The sequence below is a fragment of the Sphingomonas elodea ATCC 31461 genome (genome assembly GCF_000226955.1).
Lineage (GTDB): Bacteria > Pseudomonadota > Alphaproteobacteria > Sphingomonadales > Sphingomonadaceae > Sphingomonas > Sphingomonas elodea.
In genome coordinates, this window is record NZ_AGFU01000123.1 from 47545 (window position 1) to 66743 (window position 19199).

The 19199-nt window shown below is 68.1% G+C and carries 15 protein-coding genes; 5 read left to right on the forward strand and 10 right to left on the reverse strand.

All coding sequences use genetic code 11. The annotated features are described in order from the left end of the window. Positions 1 to 35 precede the first annotated feature (35 nt). The 7 genes from nagE to KK7_RS0119480 form a co-directional block, all read right to left on the reverse strand. Entirely contained in the window at positions 36 to 1751 is a 1716-nt protein-coding gene (nagE, locus tag KK7_RS0119450; protein ID WP_010546310.1) for an N-acetylglucosamine-specific PTS transporter subunit IIBC, read from the reverse strand. Further along, on the reverse strand, positions 1748 to 4228 hold the full coding sequence (gene ptsP / locus KK7_RS0119455) for a phosphoenolpyruvate--protein phosphotransferase (protein ID WP_010546311.1): 2481 nt from the start codon (positions 4226 to 4228) through the stop codon (positions 1748 to 1750). The genes nagE and ptsP overlap by 4 nt, the downstream gene beginning before the upstream one ends. Before the next feature lie 86 nt (positions 4229 to 4314). Beyond that, positions 4315 to 5448, reverse strand: coding sequence for an N-acetylglucosamine-6-phosphate deacetylase (nagA, locus tag KK7_RS0119460; protein WP_010546312.1), 1134 nt, complete (start codon positions 5446 to 5448; stop codon positions 4315 to 4317). Then, complete coding sequence (locus KK7_RS0119465) at positions 5445 to 6494, reverse strand: SIS domain-containing protein (RefSeq protein WP_010546313.1); 1050 nt, start codon at positions 6492 to 6494, stop codon at positions 5445 to 5447. Before KK7_RS0119465 ends, nagA begins: the two co-directional genes overlap by 4 nt. Before the next feature lie 60 nt (positions 6495 to 6554). After that, positions 6555 to 7295, reverse strand: coding sequence for a copper homeostasis protein CutC (locus KK7_RS0119470; RefSeq protein WP_010546314.1), 741 nt, complete (start codon positions 7293 to 7295; stop codon positions 6555 to 6557). Between the two features lie 45 nt (positions 7296 to 7340). Further along, complete coding sequence (locus KK7_RS0119475; protein WP_010546315.1) at positions 7341 to 8249, reverse strand: hypothetical protein; 909 nt, start codon at positions 8247 to 8249, stop codon at positions 7341 to 7343. Continuing rightward, positions 8207 to 9532 carry a replication-associated recombination protein A gene (locus tag KK7_RS0119480; protein ID WP_010546316.1) on the reverse strand — a complete coding sequence of 442 codons (1326 nt, stop codon included), beginning with the start codon at positions 9530 to 9532 and terminating at the stop codon, positions 8207 to 8209. The genes KK7_RS0119475 and KK7_RS0119480 overlap by 43 nt, the downstream gene beginning before the upstream one ends. A gap of 138 nt (positions 9533 to 9670) precedes the next feature. Between KK7_RS0119480 and ubiM the strand changes: the two genes are divergently transcribed. From ubiM to KK7_RS0119495, 3 genes are all read left to right on the forward strand, one after another. Further along, complete coding sequence (gene ubiM, locus KK7_RS0119485) at positions 9671 to 10843, forward strand: 5-demethoxyubiquinol-8 5-hydroxylase UbiM (RefSeq protein WP_010546317.1); 1173 nt, start codon at positions 9671 to 9673, stop codon at positions 10841 to 10843. A gap of 121 nt (positions 10844 to 10964) precedes the next feature. Then, a complete protein-coding gene (locus tag KK7_RS0119490; RefSeq protein WP_029623464.1) occupies positions 10965 to 11561 on the forward strand; it encodes a PadR family transcriptional regulator in 597 nt (198 codons plus the stop codon). 72 nt (positions 11562 to 11633) lie between these two features. Next, entirely contained in the window at positions 11634 to 11957 is a 324-nt protein-coding gene (locus KK7_RS0119495; RefSeq protein ID WP_010546319.1) for a DUF2218 domain-containing protein, read from the forward strand. Between the two features lie 37 nt (positions 11958 to 11994). Here KK7_RS0119495 and KK7_RS0119500 read toward each other — a convergent pair whose 3' ends face one another. After that, a complete protein-coding gene (locus tag KK7_RS0119500; RefSeq protein ID WP_010546320.1) occupies positions 11995 to 13113 on the reverse strand; it encodes a collagen-binding domain-containing protein in 1119 nt (372 codons plus the stop codon). 361 nt (positions 13114 to 13474) lie between these two features. Continuing rightward, positions 13475 to 15991 carry a TonB-dependent receptor domain-containing protein gene (locus KK7_RS0119505; protein ID WP_010546321.1) on the reverse strand — a complete coding sequence of 839 codons (2517 nt, stop codon included), beginning with the start codon at positions 15989 to 15991 and terminating at the stop codon, positions 13475 to 13477. A 262-nt stretch (positions 15992 to 16253) separates the two neighbouring features. Here KK7_RS0119505 and KK7_RS0119510 point away from each other — a divergent pair, with 262 nt between their 5' ends. Next, positions 16254 to 17522: a sensor histidine kinase gene (locus KK7_RS0119510; protein ID WP_010546322.1), complete on the forward strand. Its 1269-nt coding sequence runs from the start codon at positions 16254 to 16256 to the stop codon at positions 17520 to 17522. Between the two features lie 89 nt (positions 17523 to 17611). On the opposite strand, the gene KK7_RS0119515 is transcribed toward KK7_RS0119510, so the two are convergent. Beyond that, positions 17612 to 18763: a glycosyltransferase family 4 protein gene (locus KK7_RS0119515; RefSeq protein ID WP_029623465.1), complete on the reverse strand. Its 1152-nt coding sequence runs from the start codon at positions 18761 to 18763 to the stop codon at positions 17612 to 17614. A gap of 95 nt (positions 18764 to 18858) precedes the next feature. Between KK7_RS0119515 and KK7_RS0119520 the strand changes: the two genes are divergently transcribed. After that, positions 18859 to 19077, forward strand: a complete 219-nt coding sequence (locus tag KK7_RS0119520) for a hypervirulence associated TUDOR domain-containing protein (RefSeq protein WP_010546324.1) — start codon at positions 18859 to 18861, stop codon at positions 19075 to 19077. Positions 19078 to 19199 lie beyond the last annotated feature (122 nt).

Sequence of the window (19199 nt, forward strand, 5' to 3'; positions counted from 1 at the left end):
GCTCCGCCTCATCGGCGGTGGCGCGGACCGGCCGATTACCCCCGCAGCGCCGCCAGCGCCGCCTCGTCGCCCAGCAGGTGCAGTACCTTCGCCGTGGGGCGGGCAACCCCGCGGAGGCCCAGTGCCAGCAGCGCGTCACCATCGATGTCCGCCGGATCGTTCAGTTCCACCCGCAGGCGCTGGTCATGGGCGCTGACTGATACGATGTTCGCGGCGCCGCCCAGCGCCGCGAGCGCGGCTGGCTGGAGCGCCACGGCCAGCTCGCGCGTCGGCGCGGCGACGGGGGCTGCCGGCGCCGTCACCCCCCCGCGCGCGGTCGCGTCGCGGATCTCGACTGCCACCACGTCGGCGATCGGGCCCAGCACCACCTGCAGCGCGCGCTCGGACGGGCGCAGGATGCCGTGGGCGCCGAGTGCCTTGAGCGCGGCATCATCCACCACGCTCTGATCGGCGACGATCAGGCGCAGGCGGGTGGTGCATGCGCCGACCTCGATCAGGTTGGCGGAGCCGCCCAGCGCTCGGGCAAAGGCCTCGCCCCGGCTCGACGGCGCGGCATCGCCGGCATCCGCCACCACCGGTGCCTCGGCCTCGCGGCCCGGCGTCTTCAGGTCGAAGCGGCGGATCGCCCAGGCGAAGATGCCGTAATAGAGCGCGAAATACACCACTCCCACCGGCACCAGGAGCAGCGGCTTGGTCGCCTTGCCGAAGTTGAGCACATAGTCGAACAGGCCGGCGGAGAAGCCGAAGCCGAGCTTCACGCCCAGCAGGTCCATCACCACCATCGCCACGCCGGTCAGCACCGCATGGACGACGTAGAGGGCCGGGGCCAGGAACATGAAGCTGTATTCGATCGGCTCGGTCACGCCGGTCAGCAGCGAGGTAAGCGCGAGGCTGAACAGCAGGCCGCCCACCGCCGCTCGGCGTTCGGGCAGGGCTGCGCGGTACATGGCGAGGCAGGCGGCGGGCAGGCCGAACATCATCACCGGAAAGAAGCCCGCCATGAACGCGCCCGCATTCGGATCGCCCTCGAAGAAGCGGCGCAGGTCGCCCGTCGCGCCGTTATAATCGCCCTGCACGAACCAGAACACGTTGTTGAGGATATGGTGCAGGCCGGTCACCAGCAGCACGCGGTTGAGCACGCCGAAGGCGAACAGGCCGAAGCTGCCGGCACCGGCGATGCCATGGCTCAGGCCGTCGACGCCCGCGCTGATATGCGGAAAGCCGACGCCGACGATCACCGCGAAGACCAGGCCCGCCAGGCCGGAGGCGATCGGCACGAAGCGACGGCCGCCGAAAAAGGCGAGGTAGGAGGGCAGCTTTATGGCCGAGAAGCGGTTGTAGAAGCTGCCGCCGATCAGGCCCGAGGCGATGCCGATCGGCACGTCGAGCCGGGCGACCGCCTTGGCCTTCCATGCCGCGACGGCAAGTGCCGCCTGGTCCTTGGCGAGGCCGGCGCCGACATCGGCCGGCACGGCCAGCAGGCTCTTGCCCGCCTCGGTCGAGACCAGGAAGCAGACGATGCCCGCAAGCGCCGCCGCGCCGTTGCCGTCCTTGGCATAGCCGGTCGCCACGCCGATCGCGAAGAGCAGGCCGAGATGCGAGAACAGCGCGTCGCCGGCGGCGCTCACAAAGGCGATGTTGAGCAGGTCGGGTTGGCCGAGCCGCAGCAGCAGCCCCGCCACCGGCAGCACCGCGATCGGCAGCATCAGCGCGCGGCCGAGCGGCTGGAGCGTTTCTAGGATCTGCTTCATGCGGTGAATTCCCGGGCAAGGCGGCGGACATCGGCGGCGGTGGCGCAGTTGAGCGCTGCGGCGGCATGGGCACGGGCGTGCTCGAGCGTAAGGGTAGCGAGCAGGGCCTTCACCTCCGGCACCACCGATACGGTGGCGGAAAGCTCGGTGACGCCGAGACCCACCAGGATCGGCACCGCCAGCGGATCGGAGGCGAGGCCGCCGCACACGCCGACCCAGCGGCCCCTGGCAGCGGCTCCTCGACAGGTGTCGGCGATCAGGCGCAGCACCGCCGGATGCAGCCCGTCGATGCCGCTTGCCACCGCCGGGTTCCCGCGGTCCATGGCGAGCGTATATTGGGTGAGGTCGTTGGTGCCGATCGACAGGAAGTCGGCTTCCGTTGCCAGCAGGTCTGCGGTGGCGGCGGCGGCAGGCGTTTCGACCATGATGCCGAGCTCCACCTTCTCACCGATGCCGAGTTCGTCGCGCAGCCGGTCCAACACGGCGCGGACGGCGCGAAGCTCGCCGACGCTGGCGATCATCGGCAGCATGATCTTCGCGATGCCGATCGGGCGCACGCCCAGGATCGCGCGCAGCTGGTCTTCCAGCACCTGTGGGTGGGCGAGGCCGACGCGGATGCCGCGAAGCCCTAGCGCCGGGTTCTCTTCCGTGGCGATCGGCAGATAGGGCGCGGGCTTGTCGCCGCCGATGTCGAGCAGCCGGATGATCAGCGGGCGGCCCTGCAGCGCGTCCGCGATCGCCTGATATTCGGCCGTCTGTTCGGCGACGCTGGGCGGCGTCTCTCGTTCCAGGAACAGGAATTCGGTGCGCAGCAGGCCGCTGCCTTCTGCCCCTGCGGCAACGGCGCGCTCGGCATCGCCGACCGAACCGAGATTGGCGAATACCTCGATGCGGGTGCCGTCCGCCAGCTTGGCGGGCGCGGCGGCGGCGGCATGGGCGCCGGCGAGCGCGGCGGCGCGAGCGTCGACCCGGGCCTGCGCCTCGGCGCGCTGGGCAGTATCGGGTGCGATGCGGATCGTGCCGGCGCCGGCATCGAGGATCAGCGTCTCGCCCTCCGCGATGCCCCGCAGCGGCGCACCCATGGCGACCAGCGCGGGAATGCCGAGGCTGGCGGCCAGGATTGCCACATGCGAGGTCGGCCCGCCGCGCACGGTGGCGAAGCCGCGCACCTGTGCCGGGTCGAGCCCCGTTACCTGCGACGGCAACAGGTCGTCGGCGAGGAGGATCGTGTCCGGCGGGAACACCAGCGGCGCGTCTTCCAGTCCCTCGATCGCGGAAACGACGCGGCGCTCCAGATCGACCATGTCGTCGGCGCGCTCGGCGAGGTGGGCGTCGCCGCTGGCCCGCAGCAGATCGGCCTGCGGACGCAGCGCGAGCCGCCAGGCATGGCCGGCGCTGGCGCCGTCGAGGATCGCCTGCCGCGCGGTTTCCAGCATGTCCGGATCGTCGAGCATGGTACGGTGGGCCGTCAGGATCGAGCGCATCGGTCCGGCGGCGTGGCTGAGATCGGCGTCGATCGCGCGAACCACCTTGGCGATGCCATCCTCCAGTCGCGCGCGTTCGAGGCTGGCGCCCTTGCCGACCGGATCGATGCTGAGCTCGGGAAGGCGGAAGAAGCATGCGGTGCCGATGGCGAGACCGGGCGCGGCGGTGACGCCGCCCAGCAGGCCGGGCTCGTTCGATACCGGTGCTGCAACCGGGGCGGCGGCAGGCGCGGGAGCGGGGGCGTTGGCCGGATCGGCCTTCTCGCCCATGCCGGTCTCGATCAGCGCGGCAAGCGTGGCGGCTGCTTCGTCGGCGCGGCCACCCTCGGCGGTGATGCGGATGGTGTCGCCCAGCTTGATGCCCAGCGTCATCAGCCGCACGGGGCTGCGCGCATCGGCGCTCTGATCGCCTTTGGTGATCGTCACCCTGGCGGCGAAGGGGACCAGCACTTCGCGCAGTCGCGCGGCGGGGCGGGCATGGATGCCATGGGCGAGGGGAACGACCACCTCGCGCACCGCGGTTTCGCTCACCGGGCCGGCAACGGCCTCGACAGCGACCGCTTCGCGCCGGATGGAGAAGATCGGCTCGCCCGGCGCGACGATGCCGCCACCATGCTTGCCCGTCAGAGCCAACCCGTCCTGGCCGATCAGCAGCACCGGTGTCGTCACCGACGGCGCGCCACACACGATCGCGTCGAGATCGAAGCGTATCAGCACGTCGCCGGCACGCACCTTGTCGCCCACCTTCACCCGCGGATCGAAGCCCGCGCCGGCCAGCTGCACCGTATCGATCCCGATGTGCATCAGCAGCTCCACGCCGTCGCCGGCGCGCAGGGTAATGGCGTGGCCGGTCGGCTGCAGCACCGTCACCTCGCCGTCGCACGGCGCGTAGAGGCACCCTTCGGTGGGGTCGATCGCCACGCCGTCGCCCAGCATGCGCTGGGCAAAGACGGGATCGGGAACTTCCTCCAGCGGCATCAGCCAGCCGGCCATCGGGGCGCCGATGGCGAGAGCCCCGGCCGTGGCGTCGTTCTGGGCGGAGGGCGGCGCGATCGTGCTCAGGGCGGGTCTCCGAGGGCTCAGGGAAAGCGGGTTGCGCCGATCCAGCAACCGGCGGGCTGGAAGTCGCGGGTCATCTGCACCCAGTCGGCGCGCAGGCCGGGCGCGAGCGTGCCTCGCTCGTGCGACAGGCCGAGGAACGCGGCGGGGCTGGCGGCGGCCATCATCGCCGCATCCTCGGGCGAGGTGCCGACGCGGGTGACCATGTGGCGGAACGCGCCGGTCATATCGAGCGCCGATCCGGCGAGCGTGCCGTCCTGGCCAAGCAGGCGGCCGCCTTCGACGCGGATGTTCTGGCCGTGCAGATCGAACGCGGTCATGTCCGATCCTACGTTGGGCATCGCATCGGTGACCAGCAGGAAGCGATCGTGCGGACGCGCCTGCAGTGCGATGCGCAACGCCGCATCATGGACGTGGAAGCCGTCCGGAATGATCCCGCAATAGGCGGTCTGGTTCTCCAGCGATGCGCCGACCACGCCGGGCGCGCGGTGCAGCAGCGGCGACATGGCGTTGTAGAGATGGGTCACCCCCGTCATGCCGGCGTCGAACGCCGCCACGGCGGTCTCGTAGGTTGCGTCGCTGTGGCCGATGGCGAGGATCACGCCCGCCTCCGCCAGGCGGCGGACATCGGCAAGGTCCACCATCTCGGGCGCCAGCGTCACCAGCACCTTGCCGCGGCGCGGACGGCCGAGCAGCTCGACCATGCCGGCATCCAGCCCGCGGAACTTCTCCGCATCATGGATGCCCTTGCGCGCCTTGTTGAGGATCGGTCCTTCGATGTGCACGCCCACGCAGCCGGGAACACCGGCCTCGATCGCGGCATCCGCGGCGTCGAGCGCGCGCGCAATTACCTCGGGCACGTCGCTGATCAGTGTCGGCAGGAAGGCGGTGGTGCCGAACTTGGCATGGGCCGCGCCGATCGCGGCGATGCCCTCCACGCTCGGGTCATCGTTGAACAGCACGCCGCCGCCGCCATTGACCTGCACGTCGATGAAGCCGGGGACGACCCAGCCGCCGTCGAGGTCGATCGTGTCGGTGCCGGTACCCTCGGTGGAAATCGAGACGATGCGACCCTGATCGACCTCGATCACCGCCTGCGGCAGCGTGCCGGCGGCGGTGACGATGTGGCCGTTGACGAAACGGAAACTGCTCATCGAGTCTCGGTCACCTTGCGGAGATACAGTGGCGCATCGGGATTGTTGCCGCGCGCCAGCGAGAGCGCGTTGACCATCGGGTAGAAGCTTTGGACCATCAGGATCGGCTCCAGCGCCGGGTGGCCCGCAAGGACCGGCAGCGGCGAGGCGTTACCGGCCTTGGCGTCCGCCAGGCACACGCGGGCGCCGCGCTCGCCGAACTCGGCCGACGCTTCGCGCACGCTGTCGCCGGCGGTGTCCGATGTGCCGAACGCGAGCACGGGAAAGCCCTTGCCGACGATCGCCATGGGGCCGTGGCGCACTTCCGCGGCGCTGAACGCCTCGGCGTGCAGACTGCAGGTTTCCTTGAACTTGAGCGCCGCTTCCTGCGCGACGGCGAAGCTGTAGCCGCGCCCGATCACGAACAGGTTGGTCGCGGTGCGGAGAGTCTCCACCACGGCAGACCAGTCGAAGTCGCGCGTCGTTTCCAGCTGCTCGGGTAGCGCTGTCAGGGCCGAACGAAGGGTTTCGTCCTGCGACCATTCGGCGACCAGTGCGGCGAAGGCGGCGAGGGCCGTGATGTACGACTTGGTCGCGGCGACCGAACGCTCCGGACCCGCCTTGAGGCCGATCGTGGTGTCGGCCATCGCGGCAAGCGGCGACTCCTCGTCATTCACGAAGGCGACGACGCGAGCGCCCGCTGCCTGATAGGCCTTGACGGTGGCGAGCAGGTCCGGGCTGCGGCCGCTCTGCGACACCGCGATGCACAGGGCACGGGCGGTGGAGACGGGTGCCTCGAATACCGATGCCACGGACGGCGCGGCGGATGCGACCGGCACCCCGATCATCGTCTCGATCAGATATTTGCCATAGGTCGCCGAGTGATCCGAAGAACCGCGCGCACAGGTGACGACCAGTGCCGGCGGGTTGGCGCGAAGATCCTCGGCGAGCGCGCCGAGCGCGGGGCCGTTGGCGACGAGCAGGCGGCGGACCGCTGCACCGGCTTCGGCAGCCTCGGACGCCATCAGCGTCTTGCCACCTGCGGGCTTTTCGATTTCGGCGATCATATCCCCCATTGCCTCCACTGGCTATGACACCGGCAGGGATAAGTTACATATTGGTATTGTTCAAGCGCTAGCTTGCAGATTGAGCAAATTCCGCAGCTCGGCCACCTTGGCAGGGTCGGTGGCGAGGCGCGGGCCGGCCTGGAAGCCGAAGGCGGTTTCCGTCGCGGCCACGGTCCCTTGCGGGCTGCGGCACGAGGCGTGGACTTCGCGCACGCCGGTTTCCAGGATGGGGGGCAGGGTCGTGGCGTCGATCCCGCTGCCGGCCAGGATGATCAGGCGATCGCCCGCGGCGGCGACCAGTTTCGCGAGCGTGGCGCGCCCGTCGATCGCCTTGGGGCTGCAGCCCGAGGTGAGGATTCGGTCGAAGCCGAGGGCGATTGCCGTTTCCAGAGCCGCGAGCGGATCGGGACAGAGGTCGAAGGCGCGATGCAGGGTCAGGGACAGTGGCGTCGGCGTACCCCGGGCCACGGCCACCCACTGGGCGAGCAAGTCGGCGTCCAGCCGATGGTCGGCAAGGCTGGCGCCGATGACGACGCCGGCCAGGCCCGCCTCGGCCGCGGCGCGGATATCGGCTGCGACCAGTGCCGCTTCGGCCGAGCTGTAGGCGAAGGTGCCGTCGCGAGGACGGGCGAGCAGATGAACCGGGATCGGCGCACCGGCGGCAGCGGCGATCAGCGACGCCGGTGGGGTCAGCCCACCCACCGCCAGCGCGGCGCACAGCTCGATTCGGTCGGCCCCGCCGGCCACGGCCGCGTCGATTCCGGCAACATCTTCCACGCAGACTTCGAGCAAGCGGCGCATAAGGTATTCGATCCATTCTGGCAGGTTCTAGAAAAGTCCTATTCCTTAGAGCACACCGAACGTCCAGCCCTCGGTGGTGGCGAGTTCCGGCGTCAGTGCAGCGGGCGACCACAGGCCGGGCTGGCCCGCCGCGACGCGAAGCCAGGCGGCGCTCAGGACCGCATCGGTGGCATGGTCGTCATAGCGGGAAAGCGGTGCGTGCGGCGCGGAGCCGAACGCGGCGAGCATCGTATCCAGCGTCTCGGCGTCGCGGATCTTGGAGATGCCCTTGCGCATCCCCGCAAGCCGCGCGGCGAGCGAGGTGTAGATTTCTACCAGCACCGGGCCGGTATCCGGCAGCGGATCGAACGGCCAGACGCCGATGCGGCCGCGCAGCCGGTGGAGTACGCGCATGCCGGTGAGGCTCGACTTGCCGACCTGGCTCGCGCCGACCAGGTTGAAGCAGCTATAGGGCGATAGCGCCATCGCCTCCTGGCCATGTTCGCACACCCGGAACCGGCCGCGCCCGCCGGGAAACAGGTCGCCGCAATCGCCCATCTGACGGAAGTGGCGCCGCGCCTCCGGATGCCGCACGAAGCTGGTTGCGGCAAGGTGGTCATCCGCATCGGACAGGCGATCCACCAGCGCCCAAAGTGCGGGGCCATCGGCTGGGCTTTCCTCCCAGCCCGGGAAATAGGCACCCGCATCGGCGAAGGGAAAGGCGAGCGACAGATCCAGCCCCACCAGCGCGCGCATGCCGTGATCGGCAAGTTCGTCCAGAAAGGCCAGAATGTCTCCGCGCGACCAGGGCCGATCGATCAGCACCGGTGCGGCGTCGCCGGCGCGGGCGTGCGCCACCGCCAGTCCCCTGGGCCGCTCCACCGCCTGGCCGGACCAGTCGATCGCGAAGAAATCGGTAAAGCCAGGGGTGGCTATGCGCCGTCTCCGCGCCGCTGCTCGCGCATCGACGCCCACCAGGCGAGCCGCTCCGAAACGCGCTTTTCGTGTCCGCGATCGGTGGGGGCGTAGAAGGTCTGCGGCTCCATCTCGGCCGGCCAGTAATTGTCGCCGGAGAATCCGTCCTCGGCATCATGGTCGTAGGTATAGCCCGTGCCGTAGCCGATCTGCTTCATCAGCTTGGTCGGCGCGTTGAGGATGTTCTGCGGCGGCATCAGCGAGCCGGTTTCCTTCGCCACCTTCCATGCCGCCTTCTGCGCCTTGTAGGCGGCGTTCGATTTGGGCGCAGTCGCCAGGTAGAGACATGCCTGTACGATCGCCAGTTCGCCCTCCGGCGAGCCGAGGAAGTCATAGGTGTCCTTGGCGGCGATGCACTGCACCAGCGCATTGGGATCAGCCATGCCGATATCCTCTACCGCCATGCGCACGAGGCGGCGGAGCAAGTAGAGCGGTTCCTCGCCGGCGGTGAGCATCCGCGCGAGATAATAGAGTGCCGCCTGCGGATCGGAACCGCGCACCGATTTGTGCAGCGCCGAGATCAGGTTGTAATGCCCCTCGCGGTCCTTGTCGTACACCGCGACCCGACGCTGGAGGAAGGCCGAGAGTCCGGCGGGATCGAGCGGCGCCTCGAACTGCACCGAGAACAGGGTTTCGGCCTGGTTGAGCAGGAAGCGGCCGTCGCCATCCGCGCTTGCCACCAGCGCGTCGCGGGCTTCCGGCGTGAGGGGTAGGGGACGTTCTTCCAGCGCCTCGGCGCGGTCGAGCAACTGGCTCAGCGCCTCATGGCCGAGCCGGTGCAGGATCAGCACCTGCGCGCGGCTGAGGAGCGCGGCATTGAGCTCGAACGACGGATTCTCGGTGGTAGCGCCGACCAGGGTGACGGTGCCGTCCTCGACATAGGGCAGGAAGCCGTCCTGCTGGGCGCGGTTGAAGCGGTGGATCTCGTCCACGAACAGCAGGGTGCGCTTGCCGATCCGGGCATGTTCGCGCGCCTCGGCGAACACCTTCTTGAGGTCTGCGACCCCGGAGAACACCGCCGAGATCGCGACGAACCGCAGGCCCACCGCATCGGCGAGCAGCCGCGACATGGTGGTCTTGCCGGTGCCGGGCGGCCCCCAGAAGATGATCGAGCTGAGCTTGCCCGCGGCGACCATCCGCCCGATCGCGCCGTGCGGGCCGGTGAGATGCTCCTGCCCCACCACCTCGTCCAGCTTCTGCGGGCGCAGGCGATCGGCGAGCGGTCCGCTTGCAGGCGCGGCATCGGAGGCGGGCGGTTCGTGGGTGGCAAAAAGGTCGGCCATTGCGACCAAGATAGGCGGCGGCGCGGCAATTTGCATCCCGCTGGTTGATCGGGCGCAAGGTTAGGACAAGCCGGTGCGCCCAAAGAGGCCGCCGTCCCGGCGAACGCCGGGAGGACGGCTGCTAAAGGGGAAGCGGGCATGGACTGCGACGTCGTCATCGTTGGCGGAGGGCCTGCGGGTCTGGCCTTCGCCCGCTCGCTGGAAGATTGCGGTCTAAGCATCGTCCTGCTCGAGCGTGCGCCGCTGGAGGCGCTGGCGACCCCGCGCTTCGACGGGCGGGAAATCGCGCTCACCCATGGCTCCAGGCGCATTCTCGAGCAGCTCGGCGCATGGATGCGGCTGCCCGCGGGCGAGATCGCGCCGCTCCATGCCGCCAAGGTGGTGAACGGCGACTCGCCCTTTGCGCTGAACTTCACGGCCGGGGGCGGGGCGGACGACCAGCTCGGGTGGCTGGTGCCCAACCACCGCATCCGCGCCGCGCTGTACGATGCGGTGCTGGACCAGCCGGGGCTGCGGATCGTCACTGGCGCCGAGGTGGTCCATGCCCGCTCCGGCGCCATGGGCCCGCGCGCCGAAGTGCTGCTCTCCTCCGGCGAGGTGGTGCGGGCAAAGCTGCTGGTGGTGGCGGATTCCCGCCTTTCCAAAACTCGCGAGGCGCTGGGGATCGACGCGGACATCCATCCCCTCGGCCGCTCGATGATGGTGGTGCGGGTGCGCCACGAACTGCCGCACGGAAGCGTAGCGCTGGAATGGTTCGATCACCGCCAGACGCTTGCGCTGCTGCCGCTGGCCGCCAACACGGCCGGGGCGGTGCTGACCCTGCCCGAAGATGCGGCGCGGCGGGTGATGGCATTCGACGACGCCGCGCTCGGCCGCGACCTGACTCGGCGCTTCCGCCAGCGGCTGGGCCGCATGGAGGTGGTGAGCGACCGCAACGTGTATCCGCTGGTCACCAGCTGGGCACATCAGTTCGTCAGCGGGCGGGCGGCGCTGATCGGCGATGCGGCGGTGGGGATGCATCCGGTGACCGCGCATGGCTTCAACCTGGGGCTGAGCGGGCAGGCGATGCTTGCCGCCAAGGTGCGCGATGCGGTGCGGCGGGGCATGGATCCGGCGCTGCCGGCCGCGCTGCGCCGCTACGAGCAGGGCCACCGCGCGGCGTGCCGGCCGCTCTATACGGGCACCAACCTGCTGGTGCGGCTGTTCACGAACGAACGGCCCGCCGCCCGCGCGATGCGCCATGCGGTGCTTCGACTGGGCGCGGGGCTGCCCTTTGTCCGGCCCTCGGTACGGGCGATGCTGACACATTGAGGCGCGGCTCCTTTCAGCCCTTGCACCAAGGAACTGGCGAAAAATCGTTGGCAGGGGCTTGCATGAGCCTTTTCAAGATATATCTTGTGTGCATCAAGACTCATCCTGAAAAGAGAGAAGCATGTTTTTCCACTTTGGACATCACGGCCATCACGGCCGACACTTCGGCCCTCGCGGTCGTGGCGGCTTCGGCGGGGGCTTTCCCGGCGGTTTCGAGATGGCATTCGGCATGGGCGAGCGCGGGCAGGGCGGTCGCGGTCGGCGCATGTTCGGCGGCGACGAGCTTCGGTTGATCCTGCTCAAGCTGATCGAGGAGGCGCCCCGCCATGGCTATGACCTGATCCGCGAGATCGAGGCGCGCTCGAAGGGGGCCTATGCGCCGAGCCCGGGCGTGGTCTATCCGACGCTGACCATGCTCGACGACATGGATCTGATTGCCGAGCACAAGAGCGAGGGCGCCAAGAAGCAGTTCGCGATCACCGAGGCGGGCACGGCGCATCTCGCGGAGAATGCCGCCGAAGTCGCCGCGCTGTTCGAACGGCTGGCGGATCTGGGCGAGCGCCATGCCCGAACCAGCGGCGGACCGGTGCGGCGGGCGATGCACAATCTGAAGACCGTGCTTGCCGCCAGCGTGTTCGACGACGAGATCGAACCCGAGCGCTTGCACGCGATTGCCGAGATCCTCGACGAAGCCGCCCGCAAGATCGAGCGGCTCTAGGCAACGATGCCCCGGATCGAGGTGTTACGCCGCCGTTTGGGGCTCGTCCCCGTCACGGCCAAGGAGACAAAAATGACGATTGCCCCCTTCACCGGCCACGCGCTGGTGCCGACCGAACATGCCAGCCGCTATCTTCAGCAGGTGTGCAAGCACTGGCAGCATAATCTGCAGGTGGAGTTCACGCGTGAGAACGGCACCGTGATCTTCCCGAAGGACGCCCGCGGCGCCGCCCATCCCGGCGACGCGGTGGTCACGTTCAACGTTGCGGCGACCGGGCTTGAGGTCCGTATCGATGCGACCTCGCAGGAGCAGCTCGACGGGCTGAAAGGTGCCGTTGTCCGGCATCTGGATCGCTTCGCCTTTCGCGAAGGCGAGCTGCAGTATCACTGGCAATAGCGAAGAAGGGGCGCCGGTTGCGGCGCCCCTTTCCCGTTCAGGCGGGGGCGAGCGTCCGGCGCTTCCGCAGCAGGCCGCCCAGCGTGCCGAAGCCGAGCAGCAGCATCGCCCAGCTTGCCGGCTCCGGCACGGCGCTGGGGGGCAGGAAGCTGCTGGTGCCGGCATAGGTGCCGAGATGCACCTCGCCGTTCAGCTGCATCGACTTGGCGACGATGCTGCCCTCGATCGCGCTGCTGTTGATCAGCGCCGCGTTCGGCGCCAGCACGGTACCGTGGAAGCCCTTCAGCGACAGGCTCTGGGCCTGGCTGAAATTCCAGATCACGCTCTGGTTGAGCGCCTTGTTGTTGATGTTGCCGCGCTCCACCAGATTGGTGCCCAGCACGTTGATGATGGTGGTGAAGCCGCTCGGCATGCTGGTGAACAGATTGTCGAAATTGGCATTCTGGTCGGTAAAGGCCGCCTCGGTCATGGTGAACACGGCATAGTCGCCGGTCGCCCCCGAATAATTGAGCGCGCCGTTGGTCGAGGTGATCGTGCCCAGCGCGGTCAGGCCCGCCAGATGCGTGGACAGCGCGGTGAGGTCGTTGGTCAGCGCGCTCATCTTCACGGCGAGGCCGGCCGCGACGTCGTTGGCGCCGCCGGCCGCCAGGCTCGCATCCTTCACCGCCCCGTTGATCCCGCCGGCCGCCGTGCCGCCATAGGTGACGCTGTGGTTGTTGACATTGAACTGGGTGGTCAGGTTGCCGCCGGCGATCAGCTTGCCGACCTGGCCATTGGCATCGTTGAAATCGATATAGCCGACATTGCCGCCGATCCGGGCGGTATCGCCGAGGGGGGTGGCGTTGCTGCCATTGGCGTAGCCCGCCTTGAGGCGGAACGAGCCGTTGGCGTTGCCGACGACGCTGAGCACGTCGAAGCTCGACGCGGCCGAGGCCTGGGTGGTCGACCCGATGCCGAAATTGGTGAAGTTGGCGGCGGCGAGTTCGCCGACGAAGCTGCGGCCTTCCACTTCCTGGCCGCTGGTGGTCAGCGTTCCGAAGACGACGAGGTTCAGTTCGCGCAGGGCCTGGAGGCCGGCAGCGGCGTCGCCCGGCGCAGCCTGGGCGCTGGTGGCGATAAGGGACGTGGCAATAGCAGCGAGAGACAACAGGCGCATTCAGCTTTCTCCATGAAACGTCAGCGCCTTAACCTCCCCGTGGAACCGCAAGCGCGCGTAACGTTGTTGCGTGCGGATCTGCTGCGGGAACGTTCGCGGGGAAACCACTGGGTTTTTACGGGGTTGGCGGCCTACCCGTCTCATCGGCTGAGACGTGTGAAGTTCTTCAATACAGAAGGTAAAATGCTGAAGTTGCGTATATGTGTTCCGCCAAGCGGCCGCGGCACGTAGGGCGGCGCCGTCCCATATCGAAACGTTCAACGCCTTGTGGTCGGAAGATTTTTCGGGCGCTAGCGCGGCCCCAAAAGCGAAGCGGCCCGACGCCGGGAGGCGCCGAGCCGCTGCTCGTATGCGGGGTGTATCAGAAGCTGAAGCGAACCGATGCGGTAACGGTACGGCCGGTCAGTGTTTGCGCAGTGACCACGCCGGAGGCCGGGATCGCGGCCGAATTGACCGAGACGAAGGCTAGCTTGTTGAACACGTTGTACACGTTGAGGCCGATCTGGATGCCGTTCACCGGGCGGACCTGCACGAACGGACTGACGATGGTGTAACCGGGCTGCTTCAGCAGATTGCCGTCCTGCGCATAGCTGCTGGTGGTGCCCAGAACATTGGTGCCGATGGTGAACTTCTTCACCTCGAACTGCGGCGTCGCCTGGAAGATCAGGTCCGGCTGGTGGCGCGGGGTGTTGCCGACCAGCGTCTTGTCCGCCTTGTCCGCATCGATCTTGGCCTTGGTGTAGGTCGCACCCAGGCGCAGGCTGAGCGGGCCATGCTCGAACAGGCCTTCGAGCTCGAGGCCCTTGGCGCTGTAGTCCCGATCGATCTGCAGCACCACGGTCGCACCGGTCGCGTCGGCGCCGATCTGCAGGTTCTGGTCGCGGGTGGAGGCCCAGAAGGCGGTGGCAAACAGCGAGACGCCTTCCTTGCGGAACTTCACGCCGGCCTCGGCCTGCTTCACCGGACCATAGGCCATCGACGGATCGTTCAGGGTCCCCGAATTCGAATCTATCGCAGGCGAGAAGAACAGGCGCTCTGCCGTGGCACGGGCACCGCGGCTGTAGCGGGCGAACACCGAAAGCGGTTCGGCGACGCGGTAGTTCACGCCGACCGAGTAGGAGGCGTATTTGTAGCTATAGTCGGCCAGGCCCGGCTGGGACAGCGGCAGGACGGCGACGGCGCGCTCCGGCAACGAGATCGTGCCGTCGCGGTTCATGTCGATCGGGGCCGTGCCGACGCGGCTGCCGCCGAGGTCGGCTCCGTAGAGCGTGCCGCTCACCTTGCCGAAATCGTAGCGCAGGCTGCCCCCGACCGAGACCGCGCCGATCTGGTAGTTGACCGAGCCATAGGGCGCGAACACGCGGTACTGCAGGTCGTAGCGCCGGCGATAGGTGCCGCCGCCGCGAATGCCATAGGCGAGCACGCCGCCCTGGGTGACGGGCATGCCATTGCCGGCGATCACGTCGACATAGGCGGAGTTGCCGCCGCCGACGACGTCGAACACGTCGTTGAGCAGATGGAGGTTCTGTACCATCGCCTGCGACGAGGCGTAGAAGCCGGCCGTGGTGGTGAGCTTGCCGTCCCCGACGGCCCAGACGCGGCTGCCGCGGAAATCATTGGTGAAGTTGTCGAGCTTCTCCAGATCCGAGTGCATCTCGAGGCCGTACATCATCAGCCCGTTGCCGTTCAGTGTCGCGGGGGAAGCGATCGTCTGCCCGGCCTTGGGGCCGGTGGCGTAGCGCAGCGTCGCGCCAGGGCCGGCAAAGGCGGGCGCGAGGGCGGCTGCGGGCAGCAGCGCCATAGACCCGCTTTCGTAATAGTTGCCCGATATGCGCGCGAAGCGCATGCGATCGCTGAACGTCCAGCCGCCAATGTCGAACTGTGCCTCGAGCCCGACCGACGCGACCTTGCTGCGATTGCCCTCGCGCAGGTCGAGGTTGGTCACATTGTTGTTGCCGTCCAGCGCGAGGATCGACGGCTTGTAGCGCGAATACAGCGTGTCCTTGCGCGGATCGATTCCGGCGATCGTGCTGTACACCGGATCGGCATTGGTGCCCCGCACCGCCACCGGCACCATCGCATAGTTGGGCTCGCGATCGTCGAGATACTTGGCGTAGAGGCGGACATAGCCCCCGTAGAACGTCTTGGTGACGTTGAACTTCAGCTGGCCGCCCTTGAACGCGTCGTAGCCGGCCGAACGCGGGCCTTCGCCCTGGCGGTAGAAGCCGCCCAGGTTGAAGCGCACGGTCTTGCTCAGGCGACCTCCATAGTTGAAGTCGACGCGGCCGAGTTCGTGGTCCAAGCCGGAGGAAAGCTGCAGCGTGCCGCCTTCCTGCTCGCCGGTCTTCGAGATGAAGTTGACGAGGCCGCCCGGCGAGTTGGAGGCGAAGGTGGAAGCCGAGCCGCCCCGGATCGCCTGCACCTGCGACAGGCTGAGGTCGGTCCGCAGGAACGCGTTGGTCGAGGCGAAGTGAATGTCGCCGAATTCCAGCACCGGCAGGCCGTCTTCCTGGATCTGCAGGAACTTGGAGCCGTCGGCGGCGAGCGGAAGCCCGCGAATGGTGATGGCGGTCAGACCCTCGGTGCCGGCGCTCTCGGCGCGGATGCCGGGCATGTTGCCGAGGACCTCGGCGATCGAGCGGGTACCGATCTTCTGGATCTGGTCGTCGTCGATGCTGCTCGCCGAAATGGCCGAATCGAGCAGGTCGCGGCCTTTGGCGACGCCGGTGGTGAAGGCCTGTTTGGGCGGCTGCGCCTCCGCAGGGGTCGCCTTGCGCGGGGCAGTGGCCGAGGTTTCCTTCGCGCTATCCTGCGCGTGCGCGGGCAGGACGAACAACGCGCAGGACGCCGCGAGCGCGAGGCGGAACCGGTGGTGCATAGAAACCCTTTTATCGTTGAATTGTATCGGGGTTTCGGATGCGCCCCGAGCCGTTAAGAGTTCGAAACGGCACCAATAGGTAAAAACACGATGCTCTCTCAGACAGGGCAACCGGCCGAAGCGCGCGAACGGCGTTCGCTCCGGCGACCGCAGAGACGCGCCCCTATCGCGCCGAGGTTGATCTTCCCATCGTCGAGCTTTGCGCGCTAAGATGCCGATAAAACGGGCGCATCACGTCGCGGCAATGGAGTAGGAACAGGCCATGATCGAAGCGCAGCTTTCCGCCCGTGAAGATCGCGAGACGCGGCTGCTGGGGCTGCTCGCCGATTGTGCGGGCAAGATGCTGGGCGCATCCGATCCGACGGCGATGATCGATTATCTGTTCGGCATGGTGCGCGACGAATTGTCGCTCGACGTCTATTTCCATTACCGCGCCGAGCCGGAAAACCTGTTGGTGCTGGAGGCCTCAGGCGGGCTTACCGAGGCGCAGCGGCAGGCCGGTGCCCGGCTCCAGTTCGGCCAGGCGGTCTGCGGCACCGTGGCGCGGGACCGTACGCCGCGCGTCGTCGCCCAGGTCCAGGCAAGCGACAATCCGATGACCGCCTTCATCCGCGACGTCGGGCTGGACAGCTATGCCTGCACCCCGCTGCTCCACGGCGAGGTGCTGCTCGGCACGCTTGGGTTTGGCCGGCGCAGCGGCGTGCCCTTCACGGAGACCGAGCTGCGCTTCCTGCGCACGATCTGCAGCTATGTCGCCGTCGCAAAGAACCGCCTGCTGGTGGAGGCGGAGATGCTGGCGGCAATGAAGGCACGCGACGCGCTGGAAAAGGCGCAGCGGGCGCTGATCGGCAGCATTTCGCGGAGCGGCACCGAGGATCAGGCGGCGACGGCCGCGATGCTCGCGCACGAGATGGTGCAGCCGCTCTCCGCGGCCTCCAACTATATCGCCACGGTGGAGATGGCGCTGCGCGGCACCGGGGGGCCGGACGTGCTGCGCCAGCTCGCCCGCGCCCGCGCCCAGATCAGTCGCTCCTCGCAGGTCGTCGCGCGCACCCGTGCGCTGGTCGAGAAAGGCGAGGTGGAGGCCGAGTTCGTCGCGGTCGATGCGCTGTTCGCCGAGGCGCGGGAGCTGTTCGAGGCGGCATGGAACGGCACATTGCCGCCGATCCAGGTCCACATTGCGCATGGAACGGGGCAGGTGCTCGCCGATCGGGTGCAGATCGGCCAGGTGCTGGCCAACCTGCTGCGCAACGCCGCGCAGGCACTGGCAAGCGGCGAGGGCGGTCGAATCCTGTTGTCGGCGCAGCCCGTGGACGACGGGGTGGAAATTGCCGTCACGGACAACGGCCCCGGTTTCGTGACCGGGGCGATACCGGAGGCGGGCCGGTCGACGAGCGGTGGGCAGGGGATTGGCCTCAGCGTCACGCGGCGCATCCTCGAGGCGCATGAGAGCGCGCTGGCGCTCGAGACACCGCCCGGTGGCGGCGCGAAACTGCGCTTCGTCCTGGCCGCGCGGTGCGAGGCGGTCTAGAGCGTTTTCACCTCGGGCGAAGACGCTCTAGCTTTTTGGTTACCGCATTTTGCGAGTCGTTGACCGTGCACGGTCAACTTGAAAATGCTCTAGCGGCCGCGGCGCTCCAGCACTTCGACATAGCTGTCCAGCACGGCCCGGTTCACGCGGTCCCATACATAGGCCTGCGCCTTTTCATGACCCGAGGCGCCGGCCGAGGCGGCGAGCGCGGGGTCCGCGATCAGCCGGGCGATGGCGCCGGCATAGGCTTCCACGTCGCGCGGCGGCACGAGGAAGCCGTTGACGCCGTCTTCCACCAGGTCGATCGCGCCGGTCGCGCGCGCCGCGACGATCGGCACGCCGCAGGCCATGGCTTCCGACGTCACGTTGCCGAAGGTCTCGGTGACCGAGGGGTTGAACAGCACGTCCATCGACGCGACGGCGCGGGCCAGATCGTCGCCGCGTTGGAAGCCGGTGAAGATCGCGCCCGGCACATGCTCGGCGAACCAGGGGCGGGCGGGGCCTTCGCCGATCACCAGCACCTTGTGGGCCACGCCCTGCTGCGTCAGCCGGTTGCAGACCTCGGCAAAGATATCGAGGCCCTTTTCGAGCACGAGCCGCCCGAGGAACCCGACCGCGAACTCGCCATCGGCGATCCCGAGCGAGCGTCGCCATTCGAGGCTGCGGCGGGCGGGGTTGAAGCGGGCATGGTCCACCCCGCGCGACCAGATGCGAATGGGCGTGGTCACGCCCCAGTTCCGGATCAGCTCGGCGGTGGAGTTGCCTGGTGTCACCACCTGGTCAACACGGTTGTAGAACCGGGTCAGCAGCTTGATGATCAACGGTTCGACGAAGCCGAGATGATAATAGGCGGGATAGGTCTCGAACCGGGTGTGGAGCGAGGCGAGGGTGGCGATGCCCTGCTTGCGCGCCCATGTCACCGCACCGTGACAGAGAAATTCGGGGGCCGAGACATGCACCATGTTGGGGGCGAAGGCGGCCAGGTCTGCGCGGATGCTCTTCGGCAGGCCGGTGGCGAATTTGTATTCGGCGCGGCCGCCCGGCACCGGCCATGCAGGCACGCTGACCAGATCGCCGGTGGGGGCGAAGGCGGGGGTGTCGGTGGTCGGCGAATAGACGCGGACCTGCACGCCCTGCTCGAGCAGATAGCCGACGAGCTTGTTGAGCGCCTGGTTCGCGCCATCGCGAACATAGTTGTAATTGCCGCTGAAAAGGGCGACGCGAAGATCGGAGGGCTGCATGTTCGTGCCGCGCATAGTCATGTGGCGACGGCCCGGCAAGCGGACGTCATGTTTGCGTCACGGAACGACGGCGCATCCCGCCGGTTCTCGCAGGCATGAGCAAGCATTTCGCGAAGGGCGCCGCGGTGCGCTGGAACTGGGGCGGCAGCCATGCGGAGGGCAAGGTCGCCGAACGCTTTGATCGCCGCGTGCAGCGCACGATCAAGGACGAGAAGATCGTCCGCAACGGCAGCAAGGACAACCCGGCCTATCTCGTCGAGCAGGAGAATGGCGGCCGGGCACTGAAGCTGGAGAGCGAACTGGAAGCCGGTTGAGATATCAAGCCCCTCCTCCTTGGAGGAGGGGTTGGGGTGGAGGGATTCCAGACCAGATCTTAGTCTCGATGAGACACGGCCCCACCCCAACCCCGCATCAGGTGAACAGCGCCCCGCGCTGT